Origin of the sequence: Streptomyces rubellus, from assembly GCF_036323805.1 — a bacterium.
Taxonomy (GTDB): domain Bacteria; phylum Actinomycetota; class Actinomycetes; order Streptomycetales; family Streptomycetaceae; genus Streptomyces.
Map to the genome: position 1 here is coordinate 35,257 of NZ_JAZDCX010000024.1, position 20,755 is coordinate 56,011.

Here is a 20,755-nt window from a genome sequence, read left to right on the forward strand (position 1 = left end):
CCCCGAGGGGACGGCCGACGGCCGCCCCGCCGACACCTCCTGACGGAGCCGCCCGACATGACCGTGTCCATCACCCCGCCGAGCACACCGCCCGTCGCGGCGCGAGGCGTCCCCGCGCCGTCGGCCGAGGCCATCCTGCGGCGCCAGCGGGCGCGGGAGTCCTCGGCCCGCACCTACGCCCGCTCCTTCCCCGTGGTCCCGGCCCGCGCGTACGGCATGACCGTCGAGGGCGCCGACGGCCGCCGCTACCTCGACTGCCTGGCCGGTGCCGGGACCCTCGCGCTGGGCCACAACCACCCCGTGGTGACCGAGGCCGTGCGGCGCACCGTGGACAGCGGCGCACCGCTGCACGTGCTGGACCTGGCGACGCCGGAGAAGGACGAGTTCACCGACGCGCTGTTCGCCACCCTGCCGCCCGCGTTCGCCGAGAAGGCCCGTGTCCACTTCTGCGGGCCCGCCGGGACGGACGCGGTGGAGGCGGCGCTGAAGCTGCTGCAGACCGCCACCGGGCGGCACGGCCTGCTGGCCTTCACCGGCGCCTACCACGGGATGACCGCGGGCGCGCTGGCCGTCTCCGGCGGGGTGTCCGCCAAGCGGCCGGTGCCCGGGACCGCCGCCGACGTGACCCGGCTGCCCTACCCGTACTCCTACCGCTGCCCGTTCGGGGTCGGCGGGGAGCGCGGGGCGCGGCTGTCGTCCGCCTACACCGAGCGGCTGCTGGACGACCCCAACGGCGGGGTGGTGCCGCCCGCCGCGATGATCCTGGAGGCGGTGCAGGGCGAGGGCGGCGCGGTGCCCGCCCCGGACTCCTGGCTGCGCGAGATGCGGCGGATCACCGCCGAGCGGGAGATCCCGCTGGTCGTGGACGAGGTGCAGACCGGCGTGGGCCGCACCGGCGCGTTCTGGGCGATCGAGCACAGCGGGATCGTCCCGGACGCGATGGTGATGTCGAAGGCGATCGGCGGCAGCCTGCCGCTGGCGGTGGTCGTCTACCACGAGGACTACGACGGCTGGCTGCCCGGCGCCCACACCGGCACCTTCCGCGGCAACACCCTGGCCATGGCGGCCGGTACGGCCACCCTGCGGTACGTCGCCCGGGAGGGCCTGGCGGAGCGGGCCGCGGCCGTCGGGGCGCGGATGACGGAGCGGCTGACGGCGCTGCGCGCCGAACTGCCCGCGATCGGCGACGTCCGCGGGCGCGGGCTGATGATCGGCGTCGAGCTGGTGGACCCGGCGGGCACGCCCGACGCCTGCGGCGCCCTGCCCGCCGCGCCGGACACGGCGGTCCGGGTGCGGGCGGCCGCGCTGGCCCGGGGCCTGATCGTGGAGCTGGGCGGGCGGTACGACTCGACGGTGCGGCTGCTGCCGCCGCTGGTGATCACCGACGAGGAGACCGAGGCCGTACTGGACCGGCTGGCCGACGCGATCGCCGAGGTGACGGCCCGCCCGGAGGGCGTGCCCGGCGGCGGGAACGAGCGCGGGGCGGTGCGGCCGGTATGAGGGAGAGCGTGTACGAGGTGTGTGAGCCCCACCCGGCCGACGGGGCGTTCGAGGGGCTGGTCGGCGCGGTGGACGGCGCGCTGGAGGGTGCCGCCGCCCGCCCCGTCCCGGCCCCCCGGAGCGCCGGGCCCCGCCCGGACGGCCCGGACGTCCCGGAGCGGTACGCCGCCCCGCTGTCCGGCGGTACGGGCGGCGCCGCCGCCCTGCGGCCGCTGCTCGACGAGGTGCTCACCGCCCTGGCGGCGGGCGCCGGGCGGCGCGGCGGCCCGGTGCCCGCCGGGCTCCCCGGCGAGCTGGCCGCCCGGGTGGCCCGGGAGTACGCGGCGGACGGCGACGGCGCCGGGACCGGCACGGGAGCCGGCGGCGGCGCGCTGTCCCGGCTGACCGGACTGCTGGCGTACGGCAGCGCCGACCCGGCCGACCCGGCCTGCGCCGCGCATCTGCACTGCCCGCCGCTGGCCGTCGCCGTCGCCGCCGATCTGGCGGTCTCCGCGCTCAACCCCTCCCAGGACTCCTGGGACCAGGCCCCGGCCGCCACCGCCCTGGAGACGCTGCTGCTGGCCGAGCTCGCGAAGCTGGTGGGCTGGGACGAGCAGTCCGCCGGGGTGCTGACCTCGGGCGGCACCGAGTCCAACCTGATGGGCCTGATGCTGGCCCGCGACCGGGTGCTGGCCCGCGCCACCGGGGAGCAGGTCGAGCTGGCGGGCGTGCCCCGCACCGGTCCCCGGCCGCGGATCCTCGCCTCCGCCGCGGCGCACTTCTCCGTGCAGCGGGCCGCGGCCCTGCTGGGCCTGGGCGAGGACGCGGTCGTGCCCGTCGCCGTCGACCGGGAGCTGCGCATGGCCCCGGACGCGCTGGCCGACGCCCTGGCGGCGTGCGCGGCCGCCGGCGAGCTGCCCGTCGCCGTGGTGGCCACCGCCGGGACCACCGACACCGGCGCGATCGACCCGCTGCGCGCCTGCGCCGCGCTGGCCGCCGAGTACGGCGCCTGGCTGCACGTGGACGCGGCCTACGGCGGCGGCGCGCTGCTGTCGGACCGGCTGGCCCCGCTGCTGGACGGCATCGAACTGGCCGACTCGGTCTCCCTGGACTGGCACAAGCTGGGCTGGCAGCCCGTCGCGGCGGGCGTGTTCCTGGCCCGGCGCGCGGAGACGTACGCCTCCCTGGCCCGCCGCGCGGTCTACCTCAACCCCGCCGACGACGAGGAGGCCGGCTACCCCAGCCTGCTCGGCCTGTCGCTGCGCACCACCCGCCGCGCGGACGCCTTCCCCATCGCCGTCACCCTGCGGACGCTGGGCCGGGCGGGGCTCGGGCGGCTGGTGGACGCCTGCCACGAACTGGCCCTGGCCGGAGCCGCGGCGGTACGCGACCACCCCCGGCTGGAGCTGCACTGCGACCCGGTGCTGTCCGCCTTCCTCTTCCGCTACCTGCCGGAGCGCGGGGCGGACGACCCGGAGCGGGTGGACCGGCTCAACGCCGCGCTGCGCCGCAGGCTGCTGCGCGAGGGGCGGGCGGTCGTCGGCCGCACCGAGCTGCCGGGCGAGGGGCCGGGCCGGGTGCGGCTGAAACTCACCCTGCTCAACCCGCACACCACCGTCACCGACGTCGAGCGGCTGCTGCACACCGTCGCCGCGGCGGGCGAGGCGGAGGAGAACGGGCCGGCCGAGGGGACGGCACCGTGACCGGCCCGGCGTCCCCGCCGGCCGCACCGGCGCCCTCCCCGGTGCCCTGCGGCGCGGACCCGCTGGACCACCCCGACCCGCAGCGGGCCGGCGACGCCGCCGCGACCGAGACGCTGCTGCGCGCGTACGTCCGCGAGACCGGCACCGAGGTGCCCGTCGGCGGCCGGGTGCTGCGGCTGGACCTGCCGCTGAGCGGCCTGACGCTGCACGTCCCGGTGCGCTACCGGTCGGCGGCCGGCTGGCACCGCTTCGGACGGGCCCGGGTCAGCGCCTTCGAACCGGGCGGGAACGGCTCCTCCTCGGGCGACCTGCCCGCCGACGCCGCGCTGGTGGCCGCCGCGCTGATCCGGGAGAGCACCCTCGGCCGCGGGCACCCGCCCCATCTGGGCACGGACGCGGTCGGCCGGGTGCTGAACTCCGCCCGCCGCACCGCCGTCCACCTGGAACGGCGCCGGGCGGAGCCCGCGGACGCGGCGGGGCCGACCCCGTTCCTGGACGCCGAGCAGGCCCTGCTGCTGGGCCACCCCTTCCACCCGGCGCCCAAGAGCCGCGAGGAGGCCTCGGACGCGGAGCTGGCGGCGTACTCGCCGGAGCTGCGCGGCGCCTTCCCGCTGCACTGGTTCGCCGCGCACCCGGACACGGTGGTCGGCGAGGACGCGGACGGCCGCCCCGTCGCCGGGCTGCTGCGCGCGCTCGCCGCCGGACCCGGCGGCCCGGAGGTGCCCGACGGCATGGTCCCGGTGCCCGCCCACCCGTGGCAGGCCCGCGAGGTGGCCGGCCGCCCGGAGGTGGCCGCCCTGCTGGACGCCGGGCTGCTGCGCCCGCTGGGCCCGGCCGGCCCGGTCTGGTACCCGACGTCCTCGGTGCGGACCGTGCACCGCCCGGACGCCGCGGCGATGCTCAAGCTGTCGCTGGGCATGCGGATCACCAACTCCCGCCGCAACAACCTGCGCGGCGAGCTGCGGCTGGGGGTGCGGGCCGCGCGGCTGCTGGCCGCGCAGGGCGGCCCCGGGGCGTGGCTGCGCGCCGAGCACCCGGAGTTCGGCATCCTGCGGGACTTCGCCTGGGTCTCGGTCGGCACCGGAGGACCCGAGACGGGCCTGGAGACCGCGCTGCGCGACAACCCCTTCCGGGGCGCCGCGGGCGACGCGGGCGGCACCGGCGACGCGCTGTGCGTGGCCGGGCTGCTGGCCGAGCGCACCGGCCCGGGCGACGGCTCCCCGCCGCCGTACCGCGCCGCGCTGTGCGCGGCGGTGGCCCGTACCGCCCGCGCGCACGGCGTCTCCACCGCCGAGGCGTCCGCCCGCTGGCTGGCCCGCTACCTGGACGTGCTGGCCGTCCCCCTGATCCGCCTCCAGGCCCGCCACGGCCTCGCCCTGGAGCCGCACCACCAGAACACCCTGGTGGTCCTGGACGCCGACGGGCTGCCTACCGCGGGCTGGTACCGCGACAGCCAGGGCTACTACCTCACCGCCTCCCGCGCCGCCGCCCTGGAGCGGCTGCTGCCCGGGGTGACGGACGGGGTGGAGCTGGTCTTCGACGACGCCTTCGTCGACGAGCGCGTCGCCTACTACCTGGGCGTCAACAACCTCCTGGGCCTGGTGGGCGCCTTCGGCGCGCTCGGCCTGGCCGACGAGGAGGCGCTGCTGCGCGTGCTGCGCGGCGCGCTGGAGCGGCTGCGGGCGGCCGAGCCCGGCGCGGCGGGCCTGCTCGGCATGCTGCTGGACGCGCCGGTGCTGCGCTGCAAGGGCAACTACCTGACCTGCGTGGACGGTCTCGACGAGCTGGTCGGCGACGTCCACACCCAGTCCGTCTACATCGACCTTCCAAACCCCCTCGCGGAGGTACAGCGGTGACCGAGCAGCACACGTCCTCCCCCGGCGGCGAGCCGTACGACCTGATGGGCGTCGGGATCGGCCCGTTCAACCTGTCCCTGGCCGCCCTGAGCGACGGGGTGCCCGGGCTGCGCACCCTCTTCCTGGACCGGCGTCCCGCCTTCTCCTGGCACCCGGGCCTGCTGATGGAGGGCACGGTGCTCCAGGTGCCGTTCCTGGCGGACCTGGTGACGATGGCCGACCCGACCAGCCGCTGGTCGTACCTGAACTACCTGCGCGAGCACGGCCGGCTGTTCCCGTTCTTCTTCTCCGAGCGCTTCCACATCCCGCGCCGCGAGTACGACCACTACCTGCGCTGGGCCGCCGAGAACCTGCCGTCCTGCCGCTTCGACGCCGAGGTCACCGCCCTGGAGTGGGACGCGGACGCCGGGGTGTTCGCCGTCACGCACCGCTCGGCCGACGGCACCGCCTCCCGCGTGACGGCCCGGCGGGTCGTCCTGGGCGTGGGCACCTCCCCGGTGCTGCCCGGGCCGCTGCGGGAGCTGGCGGCGTCCGGCGGGCACACCGGGCGCGTCCTGCACAGCGCCGACTACCGCACCCACCGCGCCGCGCTGGCCGGCCTGGACGACGTGACGGTGATCGGCGCGGGCCAGTCCGGCGCCGAGGTGCTGCTGGACCTGCTGCGGCGCCAGGACGGCGAGGGCCGGGGCGGCCCGTACGTGCGGTGGCTGGCGCGCACCCCGGCGTTCGCGCCCATGGAGTACTCCAAGATCGGGCTGGAGCACTTCACCCCGGACTACATCCACTACTTCCGCGCGCTGCCCGAGGCCGGCCGCGAGCGGCTGGTGCGCGAGCAGTGGCAGCTCTACAAGGGCGTCAGCGGCGACACCCTCGGCGAGATCCACGACGAGCTGTACGAGCGGACCATCGGCGGCGGCCGGCCGCGCGCCGACCTGCACCCGGGCACCGAGCTCACCGCCGTCCGCCCCACCGGCGACGGCGGTTACGTCCTGACCTGCCGCCACACCGAGCAGGGCACCGAGTTCGAGGTGCGCACCTCGGCGGTCGTGGCGGCCACCGGCTACGCCGCGCAGCGCCCGGCCTTCCTGGACACCCTCGACAAGCTCGTCGACTGGGACGACCGGGGCCGCTACCGGGTGGACGGCACCTACCGGGTCGCCCTGGACGAGAGCGTGACCGGCACCCTGTACGTGCAGAACGCCGAGCTGCACACCCACGGCGTCGGCGCGCCCGACCTCACCCTGGGCGCCTGGCGCTCCGCGGTGATCCTCAACTCCGTCGCGGGCCGCACCGTGCTGTCCGTGCCGCAGCGGGCGGCCTGGACGACCTTCGGCGCCCCCGCGGCCGCCGCCGGAGCCACCACCGAGACCGCGGACCCGCTGCCGTGAGCGGGCGGGCACGGCACGCCAAGGCCGTCCTGATCGCGGTCATCGGCCTCCATCTCGTCGCCGAGACCGCGCTGACGCCCTTCCTCCCCCAGCTCTTCGAGCGGCTGTACGGCATCGAGGACCACGGCGCGACCGGGCTCTACCTCTGGGTGTGCCGCATCGTCGGGCTGGCCATGCTCCCGCTGTGGGGGCTGGCCGCCCGGCGGTGGCCGCTGCACCGGTTGGTGCTGGGCGGGCTGTGCGGGACCGCCGTACTGGACCTGCTGCTGGGCCTGGCCCCCAGCTACGCCGCGTACACCGCGGTCTCGACGGCCGTGGTGGCCACCAACAGCGCGCTGCTGCTGGCCTATCCGGCGTTCATCGCGCAGTACGACGGCGGCGGGGACGGAGTCGAGGACACCGCCGGCGGGGACGGCGAGCGGTCCCGGCTGGCCGGGATCTGCTCGATCGTGGTCGTCTTCCACCTGTCCGCCGTGGCCGCCACGGTGGTGGGCGCCGGGGTGCTGGCGCTGCCCGACCCCCGGTGGGGCATCTCGTCGTTCGCGCTGCTGGACGTCGTCCTCGCCGTGCTCGTGCACCGGGTGATGTGCCGCCGCGCCCCGGCGGCCGCGGACGTGGCCGTCCCGGCCGCCGCCGACACCCCCACCGCCCAGGCGGCGGCCCAGACCCAGCCCCAACCGCAGCCGAAACGCCCGCGGCGCGGCCGGTTCGCGCTGCTGGCCCAGGTCGCCCTGATCGGGCTGGCCTTCGACTTCTCGGTGAGCGTGGCCCGGCCCTTCTTCACCGAGTTCGCCGCGGACCTGGGCGGCGGGGCGACCACCTCGGCGGTGCTGTTCTTCCTGCCCAGCGTCGCCGCGCTGGCCGTACTGCCCGCCGTGCGCCGCTGCCACGCCCTGCTCGGCGACCGGCTGCTGCCGCTGTCCATGGCGGTGGGCGCGGCCGGGCTGCTGTGGCAGGCGCTGGCCGACTCGCTGCCCGCCCTGGTGGGCGGGCGGCTGCTGTTCGGCGTCTGCCTGGGGCTGGGCCAGGTCGCCGTGGAGCTGCGGATGTTCCGCGCCACCGGTACGGCGGGCCCGGAGTACACGGCCGTCGAGACCGCCCGGTCCGCCGGTCTGCTCGCCGCGCCGCTGGTCGCCACGGCGGCCGTCTCGGCCGATCTGGCGCTGCCGCTGGCGGTCGCGGCGGCCGTCCAGGTGCTGGGCACCCTCCTGGCGCTGCGCCGCGCCCGCCCGGCGGTGCCCGTCCCGGCCCCGGCGCCCGCCGTACCCGCGCCCCGCCCCGAGCCCGCCCCCTCGTCCTCGCCCGTCCCCGCCCTCGCGCACGCCAAGGAGAACGACCGTTGAGCACCATCCCCCACGACGCCTGGACGGAGGCGGGACGCAGACTGCTCGTCAAGGCCGTCGAGGAGTTCGCCTACGAGGAGCTGCTCGTCCCCGAGCCCGACCCCGACGCGCCCGCCGGCCACCCCTCCGGGGCCGGCGCCTACCGGCTGGTCCTGGACGGCGGCGTGCACTGGACGTTCCGCGCCGTCCGGGGCACCTTCGGCACCTGGCGGATCGCGGACGGCACCCTGCGCCGCCACCCCGCCCCCGCCCCCGACGAGCCGGGGGAGGGCGAGACCGGCCCCGAACAGCTCCTGCTGGACGCCCGCCCGGCACTGGGCTGGGACGGCCCCACCACCGCCGAGGTGCTGCGCGAGCTGACCGCCACCCGCCGCGCCGAGGCACGGGTCATCGCCCGCGACCTGCCCGCCGCCGCCCTGGCCGACCTGGACCACCTGGCCCTGGAGTCCCACCAGGACGGCCACCCCTGCATGCTGCTCAACAAGGGCCGGCTGGGCTTCGCCGCCTCCGACGCCGCCGCCTACGCCCCCGAGTCCGCCGGCGAGGTGCGGCTGCGCTGGGCGGCGGTGCACGACTCGCTGGCGGCGTACGCGGGCGTGCCCGGCCTGGACGCCGCCGCCCTGCTCGCCGAGGAGCTGGACGCCCCCACGCGGGAACGATTCACCACCGTCCTCGCCGAGGCCGCCGCCGCCCACGGCCGCACCCCGGACGAGTACGTCTGGCTGCCGGTCCACCCCTTCCACTGGGACGAGGCCGTCGAGACCCTCTTCGCCCCCTACCTCGCCGACGGCCGCATCGCCCCGCTCGGCGAGGGACCGGACCGCTACCGACCCCTCCAGTCGATCCGCACCCTCGCCAACCTCGACCACCCGGAGCGCCGCAACGTCAAGGTGCCCCTGCTGATCCGCAACACCCTGGTGTGGCGCGGCCTGTCCACCGAGCCGACGAAGGCCGCGCCCGACATCAGCGCCTGGCTGCACGCGGTGCGCGACGCCGACCCCTACCTCCGCGACGAGTTGCGCTTCCACCCGCTGGGCGAGGTCGCCTCCGTCGCCGTGCGCCACCCGCTGTACGAGTCGGTCGGGGACGCCCCCTACCGCTACCACGAACTGCTGGGCGCGGTGTGGCGCGAGCCGGTCACCGGGGTGCTGCGCGACGGCGAGAAGGCCCGCACCATGGCCGCCCTGCTGAAGACCGGCTCGGACGGGAAGGCGCTGGTGGCCGAGCTGGTGGAACGTTCCGGCCGCGCCCCGCGCGACTGGCTGGCCCGCTTCCTGGCCGCCCTGCTGCCGGGACTGCTGCACTACCTCTACCGGTACGGAGTCGCGTACTGCCCGCACGGCGAGAACACCGTCGTCCTCTACGGCCCCGACGAGACGCCGGTCGGCATCGCGCTCAAGGACTTCGCCGAGGACGTCAACCTGCTCCCCGAGGACCGCCCCGAGTACGCCACCCTGACCGAGCGCGCCGACGCCGTCCTGCTGCGCTGGCCCGCCCACGAGCTGGCGCACTCGCTGCTGAGCGCCGTCTTCGCGGGCCACTTCCGCTTCTTCGCGCCCCTGCTGGAGAAGCACCTGGGCGTCCCCGAGGCGGACTTCTGGTCCCTGGTCCGCGCCGAGATCGAGCGCTACCACACCCGCTTCCCCGAACTGGCCGACCGCTTCGCCGCGTTCGGCCTGTTCGCGCCCGCCTTCGACCGGGTGGCCCTCAACCGCGAGCAGCTGCTGGGCGGCGGCTTCCACGACCGCGCCGAACGCGACGAGGGCTTCGACGTCGTCCACGGCACCGTCCCCAACCCCCTGGCCGCCACCGGACACGGCTCATGAGCGCGCCCTCCCCCACGGACCCGTACGAGACCCTGCGCGCCGAGGCGGAGGCGGGCCGGATCGAGGAGGTGATCGTCGCCGTCCCCGACCTCCAGGGCCGCCTGGTGGGCAGCCGGCTGTCGGTCCCGTACTTCCTCGACGAGGCGGCCCGCCAGGGCTTCGGCGCCTGCGTCTACCTGCTGGCCACCGACGTGGAGATGGACACCGGCCCCGGCTACGCCATCGACGCCTGGGACAGCGGCTTCGGCGACTTCGTGCTGCGCCCCGACCCGGCCACCCTGCGCACCGCGCTGCCCTGGGACGACGGCACCGCCCTGGTGCTGGCCGACGCCGTCTGGCCGGACGGCGCCCCCGTCCCGGTCGCGCCCCGCCAGGTGCTGCGCGCCCAGCTCGACCGGCTGGCCGAACGCGGGCTGACCGCGTACGCCGGGACGGAGCTGGAGTTCCTGGTCTTCGGCGAGTCCTACCGCGACGCCTGGGAGCGCCGCTACACCGGCCTGCGCCCCGCCACCCGCTACAACGTCGACTACTCCCTCCAGGGCCTGTCGGAGATCGAGCCGGTGGTGCGCCGCATTCGCCGCGAGATGGTGCGCGCCGGACTGGCCATGGAGACGGCCCGCGGGGAGTGCCACCCGGGCCAGTACGAGATCGTCTTCCGCTACGCCGAGGCGATGGCCACCTGCGACGCCCACGTCTTCTTCAAGAACGGCGCCAAGCAGCTCGCCGCCGCCGAGGGCGCCGCGCTGACCTTCATGCCGAAGTTCGACGACGGCGAGGGCAACTCCTGCCACATCCACCTCTCGCTGCGCGGCACGGACGGCACCCCCGTACTCGCCGACGACTCCGCCGGCGACGGCATGTCGGACCTGATGCGCCACTTCGTCGCCGGCCAGCTCGCCTGCCTGCCCGACCTGGCCCTGCTGATGGCCCCGAACATCAACTCCTACAAGCGGCTCCAGCCCGGTGCGTTCGCCCCGACGGGCATCGCCTGGGGCCGGGACAACCGCACCTGCCCCGTCCGGGTCGTCGGCTCCGGGTCCTCGCTGCGCATCGAGCACCGGGTGCCCGGCGGCGACGCCAACCCGTACCTCGCCGTCGCCGCCGTGCTCGCCGCGGGCCTGCACGGCATCGACAACCGGCTGCCGCTGCCCCCCGAGCACACCGCCAACGCCCTGGCCGACGACACCGTGCCCCGGCTGCCCGGCACCCTCACCGAGGCCCTGCACCGCTGGGAGAACAGCGGGATCGCGGCCAAGCTCTTCGGCACGGAGGTGGTCACCCACTACGCGCGGGCGGCCCGCACCGAACTGACCGCCTTCGAGCGGTCGGTCACCGACTGGGAGCGGATGCGCGGCTTCGAACGGCTGTGAGGGGGCGCCGTGCGGCGCCGCTTCTCCGGAGTGGTTGCCGTCCGGCTCCGCCCGCACCCCGCCTGCCGCAAGCGGCAGGCGGGGTGCGGTGCTCCCAGGAACAGCCCGGCCTGCCCGATCGCCCGATACCGGGGCACGCTCGTTCCATGCCCGGAAGAAACCGAGGACGGCGGCTCGTCGTGCCTGTGCTGGTCATGCTCGCGGCAGCCGCCTGCCAGCAGCCGGACGGCGGCGAGAGCTCGCCCGGTCACCGGCCGACACCGAGCCAGTCCGCCGAGAACACCGAGAACACCGAGAACACCGAGAACGGGGCCACCATGGCAAGCCACCCCTACGTCGGCATGTGGGTCACCGCCGACAACCACATCAGGCAGGAACTCCTCCCCGACGGCCGCTACGACGAGGCCCGCGGAAAGCGCAGCAGCGCCTACACCGGCCGGTACTGGGTGAAGGGCGACAAAATCGAGTACCTGGACGACACCGGATTCACCGCGGACGGCGAGTTCGAGGGCGACGTACTGCACCACGGCGGCTACGTCTTCTACCGCGAGGGGAGCCCGGCCCACCGCCGGGCGGCGCGTTCCTGACGCCGCGACCATCCCGCCCGGCCGGAGCCGTCGGCCGGCAGCCGGTCAGGCCGTCGGCAGGGTGAACAACTGGTACTCGGCGACGGTCTGGAAGCCCATGCGCCGGTAGACCGGAGCGCCCGCCGCACTGGCCTGGAGGGTGCCGACGCGCAGCCCCCGCTCCTGCCCCGCCCGCAGGGCCGCCGCGGTCAGCGCCGCCCCGATCCCCCGGCGACGGTACGCCTCCGCGGTCGTCACGATGTAGACGCCCGCCACGCCGTGCGCGTCGAGCACGAGGGCGGTGCCCACACACCGGCCGTCCAGATATGCTGCCAGCCGCACGGTGTCCGGCGCCTGTGCGCTTCGCTGCTCGATTCGCAGGCTGTCGCTCCGCAACTCCGGCGCGACGTCGAAGGACGGGCTGTAGGTATCCACCCACTCGGCGAGCGCCTCGCCGTCTTCGACCGTGTCGATCCTCAGACCGGAGGGCTGCCCGGCGTCGGCGATCCGGTCGGTCCGGACGGCCATCACGGGCATCGTCCCGACCCGCACCGCCCCGTGCCCGACCAGGGCCTCGGCGACGCCGGGGCCGCTGTCGGGTCCCACCCACCACATCCAGGGCACGTCGGCCATCATGTCGGAGACCCGCCGTGCCACGGACGGCACGCGGTCGGCGTCGTCCAGCCGCAGCACACCGTTGAGCTGGGGGTGCGCCAGCGCGCTGCGGTAGTACGTCAAGCCGTTGTCGGACCGGTCCGCCTCTCCCCAGCCAAGCCAGTAGTCACGGCAGTTGGCCAGTTGCGGCTCCACCTGGGCAACGTCCTCGACGACGTTCACGGTCATGGTCGGCAACCTCGCTGATTGTCCCGCCCCACAGCGGGGCGGCGGTATCGGCCCTCGCAACAGTTCTGATGACTGTGCACAGCGCCGGGTTCACTGCTGCGGCGGCCGGGTCACCGGAGAAGCCGACGCCCGCACGCACCCCACCCGCACCCCGGGCACGCACCCCGAACCCGCACCGATCGCGGACAGCGGATGACCGTGATCACCCCTAGCGTCCCCGCCATGAGCGAGACACCCGAGACACCCGAGCCCCGCCCCCTGACCGTCCTGGTGACCGGTGCCACCGGCAACGTCGGCCGCCCGCTGGTGGAGCGGCTGCTGGCCGACGGCCACCGGGTCCGCGCCCTCACCCGCGACCCCGCGCGGGCCTCCCTACCGGCGGGCGCCGAGGCGGTGGCGGGCGATCTGGCCGACACCGAGAGCCTGCCCCCGGCCTTCGCCGGCGCCGACGCCGCCCATCTGATCGGCTTCGGCGGCGACGACTTCGCCCCGCTCCCCAACGGCCCCGAGATCGTGGCGCTGGCCCGGAAGTCCGGGGTGCGCCGCGTGACGGTGCTGCGGGGCGACCTCGCCAAGGGCCCGCTGGAGGAGGCCGTGGAGGCGAGCGGGCTGGAGTGGACGCGTCTGTCACCGGTGGAGTTCATGTCCAACACCCTGGAGTGGGCGGAGTCCGTCCGGACCGAGGGCACCGTACGCGAGGGGTTCGGGGACGCGCCCAGCGCGCTCGTCCACGACGCGGACATCGCCGCGGTCGCCGCCACCGCGCTGACCCGCGGCGGCCACTCGGGGAAGGAATACCCGATCACCGGCCCCCAGGCGCTGACCATCCGGGACCGGGTGCGGATCATCGGGGAGGTGCTCGGCCGCGAGGTGCGGTTCGCCGAGCTGTCGCAGGACGAGGTGGTGGCGCGCTGGCGCGCGGAGGGCTGGTCGGAGCCGGACATCGACTTCTTCCTGGCGATGCGCACCGACCCGCCGGAGACCGGCTACACGGTGCGGCCGGCGGTGGAGGAGGTCACCGGCCGCCCGGCCCGCACCTTCGCCCAGTGGGTGCGGGAGCACGCGGCGGCCTTCGGCGGCTGACCGGCACGGCGGGCCGCAGGGCCCTGACCGGGCGGGTGTCCGCCGCCGTGCGGAAGAGGAGGTAGCCGAGGAGCGCGCCCGCCGTGTTGGCGATCAGGTCGTTGACGTCGACGACGTGGACGCCGCCGAGGGCGAGCAGCAGCAGCTGCGTCAGCTCGATGCCCAGGCTGACGGCGGCACCGCACAGGCCGACCCGCAGCGCGGACCCCCACCGGACGGACAGCAGCGGCAGCAGGAACCCCAGCGGCACCGTCATCAGGATGTTGAGCCAGAACGTGAGGCCGCCCGCCGTCAGCGGGCTGAGGTTGACGCCGCCCGCCTCGGGGTCCGGCGCCGGTCCCCGAGGCGCCGTCCATGGCGTCCCGCATGGCTTCTCCCGCGGCGGGTCCGCCGCCCACCTCGACCGGCAGCAGCGTGAAGTGGAGGACGCCGAGCACGTACCCGGCGAAGACGGTGAACAGCAGCAGGCGCCGCGGGTCCCGCGGCGCCGCGCCGGACCGCCACCCCGAGCCCGGCCAGGTACAGCAGGAACAGCGCCGGAAGCACCGCTGCCGAGCCGGGCACCGGCTCCACGGCCCTTCACCTCCTCATCGCTTCCGCCACCGGCCCAACGGTCAGGTCAGCGGCGCGGACCACCGGGTCCGGCGGCGGGTGCGGGCCCGGTGGCGGGCCCAGACGGCGAGGAGGACACCGGCGACCAGGGAGCTGACGAGGCCCGCCGCCATGTCGGCGACGGTGTCGTCGTAGTGGGCGGCGATCTCCAGGCCGAGCACGTCCTTGCCGAACCACTCGTACAGCTCCCACACCAGCGCCACGGTGCAGCCCAGGAGGGTGGTGAGCAGCGGGATCGAGAAGATCCGCAGGTCGTTGGCCATCAGCGGGGGCAGCAGCCGCCAGCGGATCAGCAGCAGATGGAGGGTCAGGGCGACTATGCCGGGGACCACCGCGTGCAGGGCCGTGTCGTACCAGACGGCGAGCTCGTACCAGTGCGCCGGTGAGGACCAGGCGGCCACCGACAGCACGATCCCCACCAGCAGGTCGACGGGGCTGCGGACACCGGCCAGCCGGGGCACCAGGAGGCCCAGGAACAGCAGGAGGAAGCGGATGACCCCCTCCAGGGGGAGGAAGGCCGCCGCCGCCGCGGAGACCAGGGCCCCCGCCCGGACGAGGTCGGCGGCGATGCGGCAGCCGCGTTCGAAGGCGGTGGTCGATCGGTCCATGGGGTCCGGGTAACCAGAGGGCGGAGGGGGCAACCCCCCGCATCGGCCGGCCGCACGGCCTTGGTGGGATTCCCGCCGCCGGGACCGGGTACTGCGGACGTTTCGCCGCCCGGAGACCACGGGCGGCGCTCGCCGTCGGCGGCGGCGGCGAACGGAGGAAAGGGTCTGCCGTGCCGGTACGTCCGGAGAGGTTCGCGGGACGCGAGGCGCTCGCCTGGGGGGTGACGCTGCTGGCCGGGACGGGCTTCGCCCTGCTGCTCGTCCTGGTCCGCACTCGGTGGGAACCGCTGCGGAGCGCCGACCAGGCCGTCGCCGACGCCCTGAACGGGCTGTTCGCCGGGAACCGGGTGGGCGTCGGTGCCCTGCGCGTCCTCACCGACCTGGGCGGTACGCCGGCACTGCTGTGGCTGCTGGGCGTGGGCGTGCTGTGGTTCCTGATACGCCGTCAGTGGTGGATCGCCCTGTACGTCGCGGTCGCCGCGCTCGGCGGGATGGGACTCAACGCGGTGGTCAAGGTGCTGGTCGGGCGGCTGCGCCCGGTGGTGGACGTACCGCTGTCCGAGCAGTCCGGGATGAGCTTCCCCAGCGGGCACGCCCTGGGGGCGACGGTGACGTACGGGGTGCTGCTGCTGGTGTTCCTGCCCGTGGTGCGCCCCCGGCTGCGTCCGTGGTTCGCCTCCGTCATGGTGCTGGCCGTCCTCACCGTGGGCTTCACCCGGATGGCGCTGGGGGTGCACTACCTCAGCGATGTGCTCGCCGGGTGGCTGCTGGGCCTGGTGTGGCTGGCGCTGAGCGCCGTCGCCTTCCGCCAGTGGCGGTGGGGCGCGCCGCCCTGGCGGCGCGGGGAGCCCCCGCTGTCGGCGGGGCTGGATCCCGCGCCGGAGGACGGCCTGCGGCCCGTCCCGCGGCAACACGCGCCCGCGCTGCCGCGCCCGGCGCTCGCCGCGGTCGAGCTGCTGGTGGTCTGGGTGCTGATCGCCGGACTCCTGCACGGTCTGGGGCTGCTGTTGCGCGGCGCGGGGCCCGGGGCGCGGCCGGCCGGCTGGGACAGCGGGGCGGTGCGGTGGGCGGTCGGACTGCGCACCCCGTGGCTGGACGACGCCACCTGCGTGGTGGAGGTCGTCGGCGGGACGCCGGGCATCGTCGCCGGCGCGCTGGTGATCGGCCCGCTGGGAGTGGCCGTCGCGCGCAGTTGGCGGCCTGTGGTCCTGCTGGCCCTCGGGCTCGCCGGGGAGCTCACCCTGTACCTGGTCACGACCCTCACCCTGCCCCGGCAGCGGCCGGACGTCTCCCAGCTCAGTCCCGGTCTGCGGCCGACGGCCAGCTTCCCCTCCGGGCATGTGGCCGCCGCGACGGTGCTGGCGCTGTGTGCCGCGGTCGTCGTCTTCCGGGCCACCCGGAACCGGTGGTGGCGCCTGGCGGCGGTCGTCCCGGTGGTGCTGGCCCCGCCGGCCGTGGGGTTCCAGCGTCTGTACGCCGGGGTGCACCACCTCAGCGACGTGCTGGCCGGCTTCCTGCTGGCGGCCGCCTGGGTCGCGGTGTGCTGGTGGGTGACCCGGCCCCCGCGGGGGGAGGAGCGGCCAACGCCGTCCCCGGGGGACACCGGGGACACCGACGAGGGCGGCAAGGCCCGCGGGCACCGGCCCGGCCGGGAGCGGGACCGGGGGCCGGCCGGGACGGAAGCACGTACCCGGCCGGGCGGCGGTACGGATGCCCGGCGGGCCAGCGCCCGCGGGGAGCTCGGCAGAGCCGCGCCGCGGGGGTGACGCGACCGCGGGGCGGTCCGGTGACCGGCACCGGTTCCCGCCCCTCCGCACCCGGGTGCCGCGACGGGGCGTGGCCGCTCTCGTTCCGCGGCTCCCGGGTCCGGCCTCCACCGCCGTGTGGCGGCGGGGCCGTCGCGCTCCGCTCACCGGGCCGCAGCCGGGTACGCCGGCTCACCGGGCGTCCGGGTACCGGCGGCACGGTCAGTAACCGCCGCCCGGCGTGCCCTCGCCCCCGGGGGTGCCCTCCTCCTCGGACGTGCCCTCGTCACCCGGGGCGCCGACACCGGTGGCGTAGACGTAGTGCCCGTCCGCCCATTCCGTGAAGCGGTCGTCCTCCCAGTCGCGGCCGGTCCGCTCCTCCAGGGCCGCGATGTCGAACCCCTCCCCCACCGTGCCGGTGACCCGGACGGAGTCGCCCTCCGCCACCTCCACGTCCCGCGGGGAGAAGACCAGCAGACTGCGGGGCCCGCCGCCCCCGGTTCCGGCAATGGTGAAGAAGTTCGGATTGACGGTGCCGTGGACCTCGGAGGTGATGGTGACCCGCTTGCCCACCCAGTTGCCGACGTCGTCCCAGAACCCGTCCTCGGCCAGGTCCTCGTACACCCGGTCCTGCACTCCGCCCTCCCCGGCGTCCTGCACGCGCACGGACGCCTCGGGCGCGGGGTCGTCCTCCCCGCCCCCGCCGACGCACCCGGCCAGGACGGCACCGAGGACGAGGACGGACAGCGCGGACGGCAGGGCCACGCTCCCGCGCGTACGGCGGCGCTGTACCGGAGGGCGCATGCTCGTGGTTCCTTCCGCCGGAGGGGCTCGTGGTCGTGCACCGCGCGAGGTTTCCGGTACGGGGAGGGGGAAACCGGGCACACCGCGTGTTCAGCCGTTCGGCCGGGCGGCACCGCCTCCCCGCTCCCGGAGAACGAAAGGGGCGATTGAATCGTGCACGAGCAAGTAGCGTAGTATCGATCTCTTGCCCCGAACCGCCGTCACCCCGGGAGGAACAGGACCATGAGCACGGAGAAGACCGCGGAACACCCGGCCGCCCCACCCGACGGGGCCGCTCCCCCGCTCCTCGACGACCAGCTCTGCTTCCTCCTCTACACCGCCTCGCGCACGGTGACGGCGCGCTACCGCCCGCTGCTGGACGAGCTGAACCTGACCTACCCCCAGTACCTGGCGATGCTGGTGCTGTGGGAGCGCGGCCCGGTCTCCGTGCGGGAGTTGGGCACCGCCCTGCACCTGGAGTCCAGCACGCTCTCCCCGCTGCTCAAGCGCCTGGAGGCGGCCGGCCTGGTACGCCGGGAGCGGCGCACGGACGACGAGCGCTCGGTGTCCGTCACCCTCACCGAGGCGGGTCTCGGCCTGCGGGAGCGGGTCCTCGCCGTGCCGCCCGTCATCGGCGACGCCATGGGGCTGACCGACGAGGAGTTCGAGGCCGCCGGGAAGTTGCTGCGCAAGCTGATCGCCAACGTCTCCGGCAGCCACTGACCGCCCGACCCACCGACCCGCCCGCCGGAAACCGGCGGGCGGGTCGCCGCTTTCCGGGGCCGGGCCGCGGTGACGTGCGTCACCCGGAACCAGCTGCTCCGCCCCCGCGAAACACCCCGAACAACCACATAAACCCACCTCACGCGATCGCCCACGATCAAATCGCAAGAACTTAAGTTGTGCGCTACTCAATCGAGCGCTATGTTTCTCTCATCGCCGGGAGAGACCGGCGGAGGAAGACCCCCGCCGGGCCCCGGGAACATCCCGCCGGCCCACCGGAAACGAAGGAGCACACGATGAACGCCACCTCTCCGGCCGGCACCCCCGCCGCCTCGCCCTCCTGGCCGCCGCCAACCCGCTGCGCGGCCCGGCGAGCGACGCCGCCCACCTGCGCGGTGTCCTGGACAACATCGAGTGACCGGTGGTCCTGGTCTGTCACTCCTACGGCGGCACGGTGATCAGCCAGGCCGCCGCGGGCCGGGAGGACCAGGTCAGAGCGCTGGTCTACATCGCAGCCTTCCTCCCGGACACCGGCGAGACCTCACTGGAGTTGTCGAACAAGCTCCCCGGCAGCACCCTGGGAGACGTCCTCGACCCCGCGCCCCACACGCTGCCCGACGGGCAGCAGGGCACCGACCTCTACATCGAGCAGGACAGGTTCCGGCAGCAGTTCGCCGCGGACGTGCCCGTCGGCAAGGCAAGGCTGATGGCCGCCGGGCAGCGCCCCATCGCCGCCGCCGCACTGAAGGAGAAGTCCACCGAGGCCGCCTGGAAGACGATCCCCTCCTGGGCGCTGATCGCCACCCAGGACCGCAACATCCCGCCGGCCGCCCAGCGCTTCATGTCGGAGCGGGCCGGCTCCCGCACCACCGAGGTCGGGGGAGCCTCCCACGCGGTGTCCGTCTCCCGCCCCGACGCCGTCACCCGCGTCATCACCGACGCCGCCGCCCGCACCCGGTGAACCCGGGCCCCCCGCCCACCGTGACATCCCACGAACACACCACACCACCGAGGAGAACGATCACCATGCCGTACATCACCGTCGGCCAGGAGAACAGCACCGACATCGAGCTGTACTACGAGGACCACGGGACCGGGCAGCCGGTCGTCCTCATCCACGGCTACCCGCTCGACGGCCACTCCTGGGAGAAGCAGATCCCGGCCCTGCTGAAGGCCGGCCACCGCGTCATCACCTACGACCGCCGCGGCTTCGGCCAGTCCTCCCAGCCCACCACCGGCTACGACTACGACACCTTCGCCGCCGACCTGAACACCGTCATGACGACCCTGGACCTCGACGACGCGGTGCTGGTCGGGTTCTCGATGGGCACCGGCGAGGTCGCCCGCTACCTCGGCTCCTACGGCTCGGAGCGGGTCGCCAAGGCCGTCTTCCTGGCGCCCCTGGAGCCCTTCCTGCTCAAGACCGACGACAACCCCGAGGGCGTCGACGGCAGCGTCTTCGAGGGCATCCTGGAGGCGGTCACCGCCGACCGGTACGCCTACTTCAGCGACTTCTTCCAGAACTTCTACAACCTGGACGAGACGCTCGGCAGCCGCATCAGCGAGGAGGCCGTGCGGGCGAGCTGGAACACCGCCTCCCGCTCCTCCTTCCACGCCTCCGCCGCCTGCGTGCCCACCTGGACCACCGACTTCCGCGAGGACATCCCCCGCGTCGACGTCCCCGCGCTGATCGTCGCCGGCACCGGTGACCGCATCCTGCCGATCGAGGCCACCGGCCGCCCGTTCCACCGGGCACTCCCCGCCGCCGAGTACGTCGAGATCGAGGGCGCCCCGCACGGCCTGCTGTGGACCCACGCCCGGGAGGTCACCGACGCCCTGCTGAAGTTCCTGGCCACCGACTGAGCCCCGCGCCCCCGACGGCCCGCGGCCCGTGACCACCGCCCCCGGTCACCGGCCGCGGGCTTCCGCGTGTCCGCCCGCTCAGCCCGCCAGCTCCCGGGCGCGCCGCGCCGCCGCGCGGACCGGGCCCCGGTGCACCGGGCCGTGGCCCGGCAGCAGCACCTCGGCGTCGACCTGCTCCAGCACGGCCAGGGAGGCCACCGCGCGTTCCCGGTCGTGGTCGAACATGCGCGGCAGCAGCTGCGGCCCCCGCACCCGGGACGTGGGGTGGCCGCTGACCAGCGCGTCCCCGCTGACCAGCACGCCCGCCTCCGGCAGCAGGTACGCGCAGTGCCCGCCGGTGTGACCGGGGGTGTGCACCGGCACCGGCCCGCCCGGCAGGTCCAGCGCCCCCACCGCCGGGAACGCCTCCGGCGCGGCGACCGGCACCTTCGCCGTACCGCCGGAGCGCAGCGCGTGCACGGCCCAGGGCACCACCCCGGGACGCCAGCCGTTGGCCAGCACCTGCCCGACGCCGACCTGGTGCAGGAAGTCCCGCCGGGCGTGCGGCACCTCGGCCTCGTGCATCAGCACCGGCGTCCCGTACCGGGCGCGCAGGAACTCCGCCGAGCCGAGGTGGTCGTTGTGGGCGTGCGTGATCAGCACGGCCGCCACCGCCTCCGGTCCCGCCCCGACAGCGGACAGCGAGGCGAGCAGCAGCTCGCGGTCCCCCGGGTAACCGGTGTCCACCAGGGTCACCGCGTCGCCCTCCCGGACGATCACCCAGTTCGTGTTGCTGCCCGCCACCAGGTGGACGCCCTCTCCGACCCGCACCGTCTCCGGCTCCCGCATCCGTTCCTCCCTCTCCGCCCCGCACCGCCGAGCGCCCGGACCGGGCCGCCGGCCGCGGTCCTGATGGACCATACAACCAAATGCCGCCGTCACGAGTCGGGATCGCCGACGGCCGCCCCATGGCCGGTCACCAGGA

The 20,755-nt window shown here is 75.4% G+C and carries 17 protein-coding genes and 1 pseudogene; 13 read left to right on the plus strand and 5 right to left on the minus strand.

Annotated elements, in window-relative coordinates; translation table 11 throughout:
* Window positions 1-63 precede the first annotated feature (63 nt).
* The 8 genes from V1L54_RS23820 to V1L54_RS23855 all read left to right on the plus strand — a co-directional run bounded on the left by V1L54_RS23820 (window position 64) and on the right by V1L54_RS23855 (window position 11,552).
* A complete protein-coding gene (locus tag V1L54_RS23820) occupies window positions 64-1,500 on the plus strand; it encodes a diaminobutyrate--2-oxoglutarate transaminase (protein WP_330120208.1) in 1,437 nt (478 codons plus the stop codon).
* Window positions 1,497-3,182, plus strand: coding sequence for a pyridoxal phosphate-dependent decarboxylase family protein (locus V1L54_RS23825; RefSeq protein WP_330120154.1), 1,686 nt, complete (start codon window positions 1,497-1,499; stop codon window positions 3,180-3,182). The genes V1L54_RS23820 and V1L54_RS23825 overlap by 4 nt, the downstream gene beginning before the upstream one ends.
* Window positions 3,179-5,038 (plus strand): IucA/IucC family protein, encoded by a 1,860-nt coding sequence (locus V1L54_RS23830; RefSeq protein WP_330120155.1) that lies wholly within the window; start codon window positions 3,179-3,181, stop codon window positions 5,036-5,038. The genes V1L54_RS23825 and V1L54_RS23830 overlap by 4 nt, the downstream gene beginning before the upstream one ends.
* Entirely contained in the window at window positions 5,035-6,426 is a 1,392-nt protein-coding gene (locus tag V1L54_RS23835; protein ID WP_330120156.1) for a lysine N(6)-hydroxylase/L-ornithine N(5)-oxygenase family protein, read from the plus strand. Before V1L54_RS23830 ends, V1L54_RS23835 begins: the two co-directional genes overlap by 4 nt.
* Window positions 6,423-7,769 (plus strand): hypothetical protein, encoded by a 1,347-nt coding sequence (locus tag V1L54_RS23840; protein WP_330120157.1) that lies wholly within the window; start codon window positions 6,423-6,425, stop codon window positions 7,767-7,769. The genes V1L54_RS23835 and V1L54_RS23840 overlap by 4 nt, the downstream gene beginning before the upstream one ends.
* Window positions 7,766-9,595, plus strand: a complete 1,830-nt coding sequence (locus tag V1L54_RS23845) for an IucA/IucC family protein (RefSeq protein ID WP_330120158.1) — start codon at window positions 7,766-7,768, stop codon at window positions 9,593-9,595. The genes V1L54_RS23840 and V1L54_RS23845 overlap by 4 nt, the downstream gene beginning before the upstream one ends.
* Window positions 9,592-10,965 (plus strand): glutamine synthetase family protein, encoded by a 1,374-nt coding sequence (locus V1L54_RS23850; protein ID WP_330120159.1) that lies wholly within the window; start codon window positions 9,592-9,594, stop codon window positions 10,963-10,965. Before V1L54_RS23845 ends, V1L54_RS23850 begins: the two co-directional genes overlap by 4 nt.
* 317 nt (window positions 10,966-11,282) lie before the next feature.
* The gene (locus V1L54_RS23855) at window positions 11,283-11,552 is read left to right on the plus strand and encodes an Atu4866 domain-containing protein (protein ID WP_330120209.1); all 270 of its coding nucleotides are present in this window, start codon (window positions 11,283-11,285) and stop codon (window positions 11,550-11,552) included.
* A gap of 45 nt (window positions 11,553-11,597) precedes the next feature.
* Here V1L54_RS23855 and V1L54_RS23860 read toward each other — a convergent pair whose 3' ends face one another.
* Window positions 11,598-12,374 (minus strand): GNAT family N-acetyltransferase, encoded by a 777-nt coding sequence (locus tag V1L54_RS23860; RefSeq protein WP_330120160.1) that lies wholly within the window; start codon window positions 12,372-12,374, stop codon window positions 11,598-11,600.
* A 222-nt stretch (window positions 12,375-12,596) separates the two neighbouring features.
* On the opposite strand from V1L54_RS23860, the gene V1L54_RS23865 reads away from it, so the two are divergent.
* Entirely contained in the window at window positions 12,597-13,457 is an 861-nt protein-coding gene (locus tag V1L54_RS23865; protein WP_330120161.1) for an NAD(P)H-binding protein, read from the plus strand.
* Here the strand turns inward: V1L54_RS23865 and V1L54_RS23870 are convergent.
* Together V1L54_RS23870 and V1L54_RS23875 are read right to left on the minus strand one after the other, a co-directional pair.
* A complete protein-coding gene (locus V1L54_RS23870; protein WP_330120162.1) occupies window positions 13,390-14,040 on the minus strand; it encodes a VanZ family protein in 651 nt (216 codons plus the stop codon). The two genes, V1L54_RS23865 and V1L54_RS23870, sit on opposite strands and share 68 nt — an antisense overlap.
* Window positions 14,041-14,071: 31 nt before the next feature.
* On the minus strand, window positions 14,072-14,677 hold the full coding sequence (locus V1L54_RS23875; RefSeq protein WP_330120163.1) for a DUF2238 domain-containing protein: 606 nt from the start codon (window positions 14,675-14,677) through the stop codon (window positions 14,072-14,074).
* Between the two features lie 170 nt (window positions 14,678-14,847).
* On the opposite strand from V1L54_RS23875, the gene V1L54_RS23880 reads away from it, so the two are divergent.
* A complete protein-coding gene (locus V1L54_RS23880; RefSeq protein ID WP_330120164.1) occupies window positions 14,848-16,443 on the plus strand; it encodes a phosphatase PAP2 family protein in 1,596 nt (531 codons plus the stop codon).
* A gap of 201 nt (window positions 16,444-16,644) precedes the next feature.
* On the opposite strand, the gene V1L54_RS23885 is transcribed toward V1L54_RS23880, so the two are convergent.
* Window positions 16,645-17,226, minus strand: a complete 582-nt coding sequence (locus V1L54_RS23885) for a hypothetical protein (RefSeq protein WP_330120165.1) — start codon at window positions 17,224-17,226, stop codon at window positions 16,645-16,647.
* Between the two features lie 222 nt (window positions 17,227-17,448).
* Here V1L54_RS23885 and V1L54_RS23890 point away from each other — a divergent pair, with 222 nt between their 5' ends.
* The 3 genes and pseudogenes from V1L54_RS23890 to V1L54_RS23900 all read left to right on the plus strand — a co-directional run bounded on the left by V1L54_RS23890 (window position 17,449) and on the right by V1L54_RS23900 (window position 19,791).
* Window positions 17,449-17,928, plus strand: a complete 480-nt coding sequence (locus V1L54_RS23890; RefSeq protein WP_330120166.1) for a MarR family winged helix-turn-helix transcriptional regulator — start codon at window positions 17,449-17,451, stop codon at window positions 17,926-17,928.
* A 337-nt stretch (window positions 17,929-18,265) separates the two neighbouring features.
* Window positions 18,266-18,889 (plus strand): annotated as a pseudogene (locus V1L54_RS23895) (alpha/beta fold hydrolase); the annotation flags it as partial.
* Between the two features lie 65 nt (window positions 18,890-18,954).
* A complete protein-coding gene (locus V1L54_RS23900; protein ID WP_330120167.1) occupies window positions 18,955-19,791 on the plus strand; it encodes an alpha/beta fold hydrolase in 837 nt (278 codons plus the stop codon).
* A gap of 78 nt (window positions 19,792-19,869) precedes the next feature.
* Here V1L54_RS23900 and V1L54_RS23905 read toward each other — a convergent pair whose 3' ends face one another.
* Window positions 19,870-20,619: an MBL fold metallo-hydrolase gene (locus V1L54_RS23905; protein WP_330120168.1), complete on the minus strand. Its 750-nt coding sequence runs from the start codon at window positions 20,617-20,619 to the stop codon at window positions 19,870-19,872.
* Window positions 20,620-20,755: the final 136 nt, after the last annotated feature.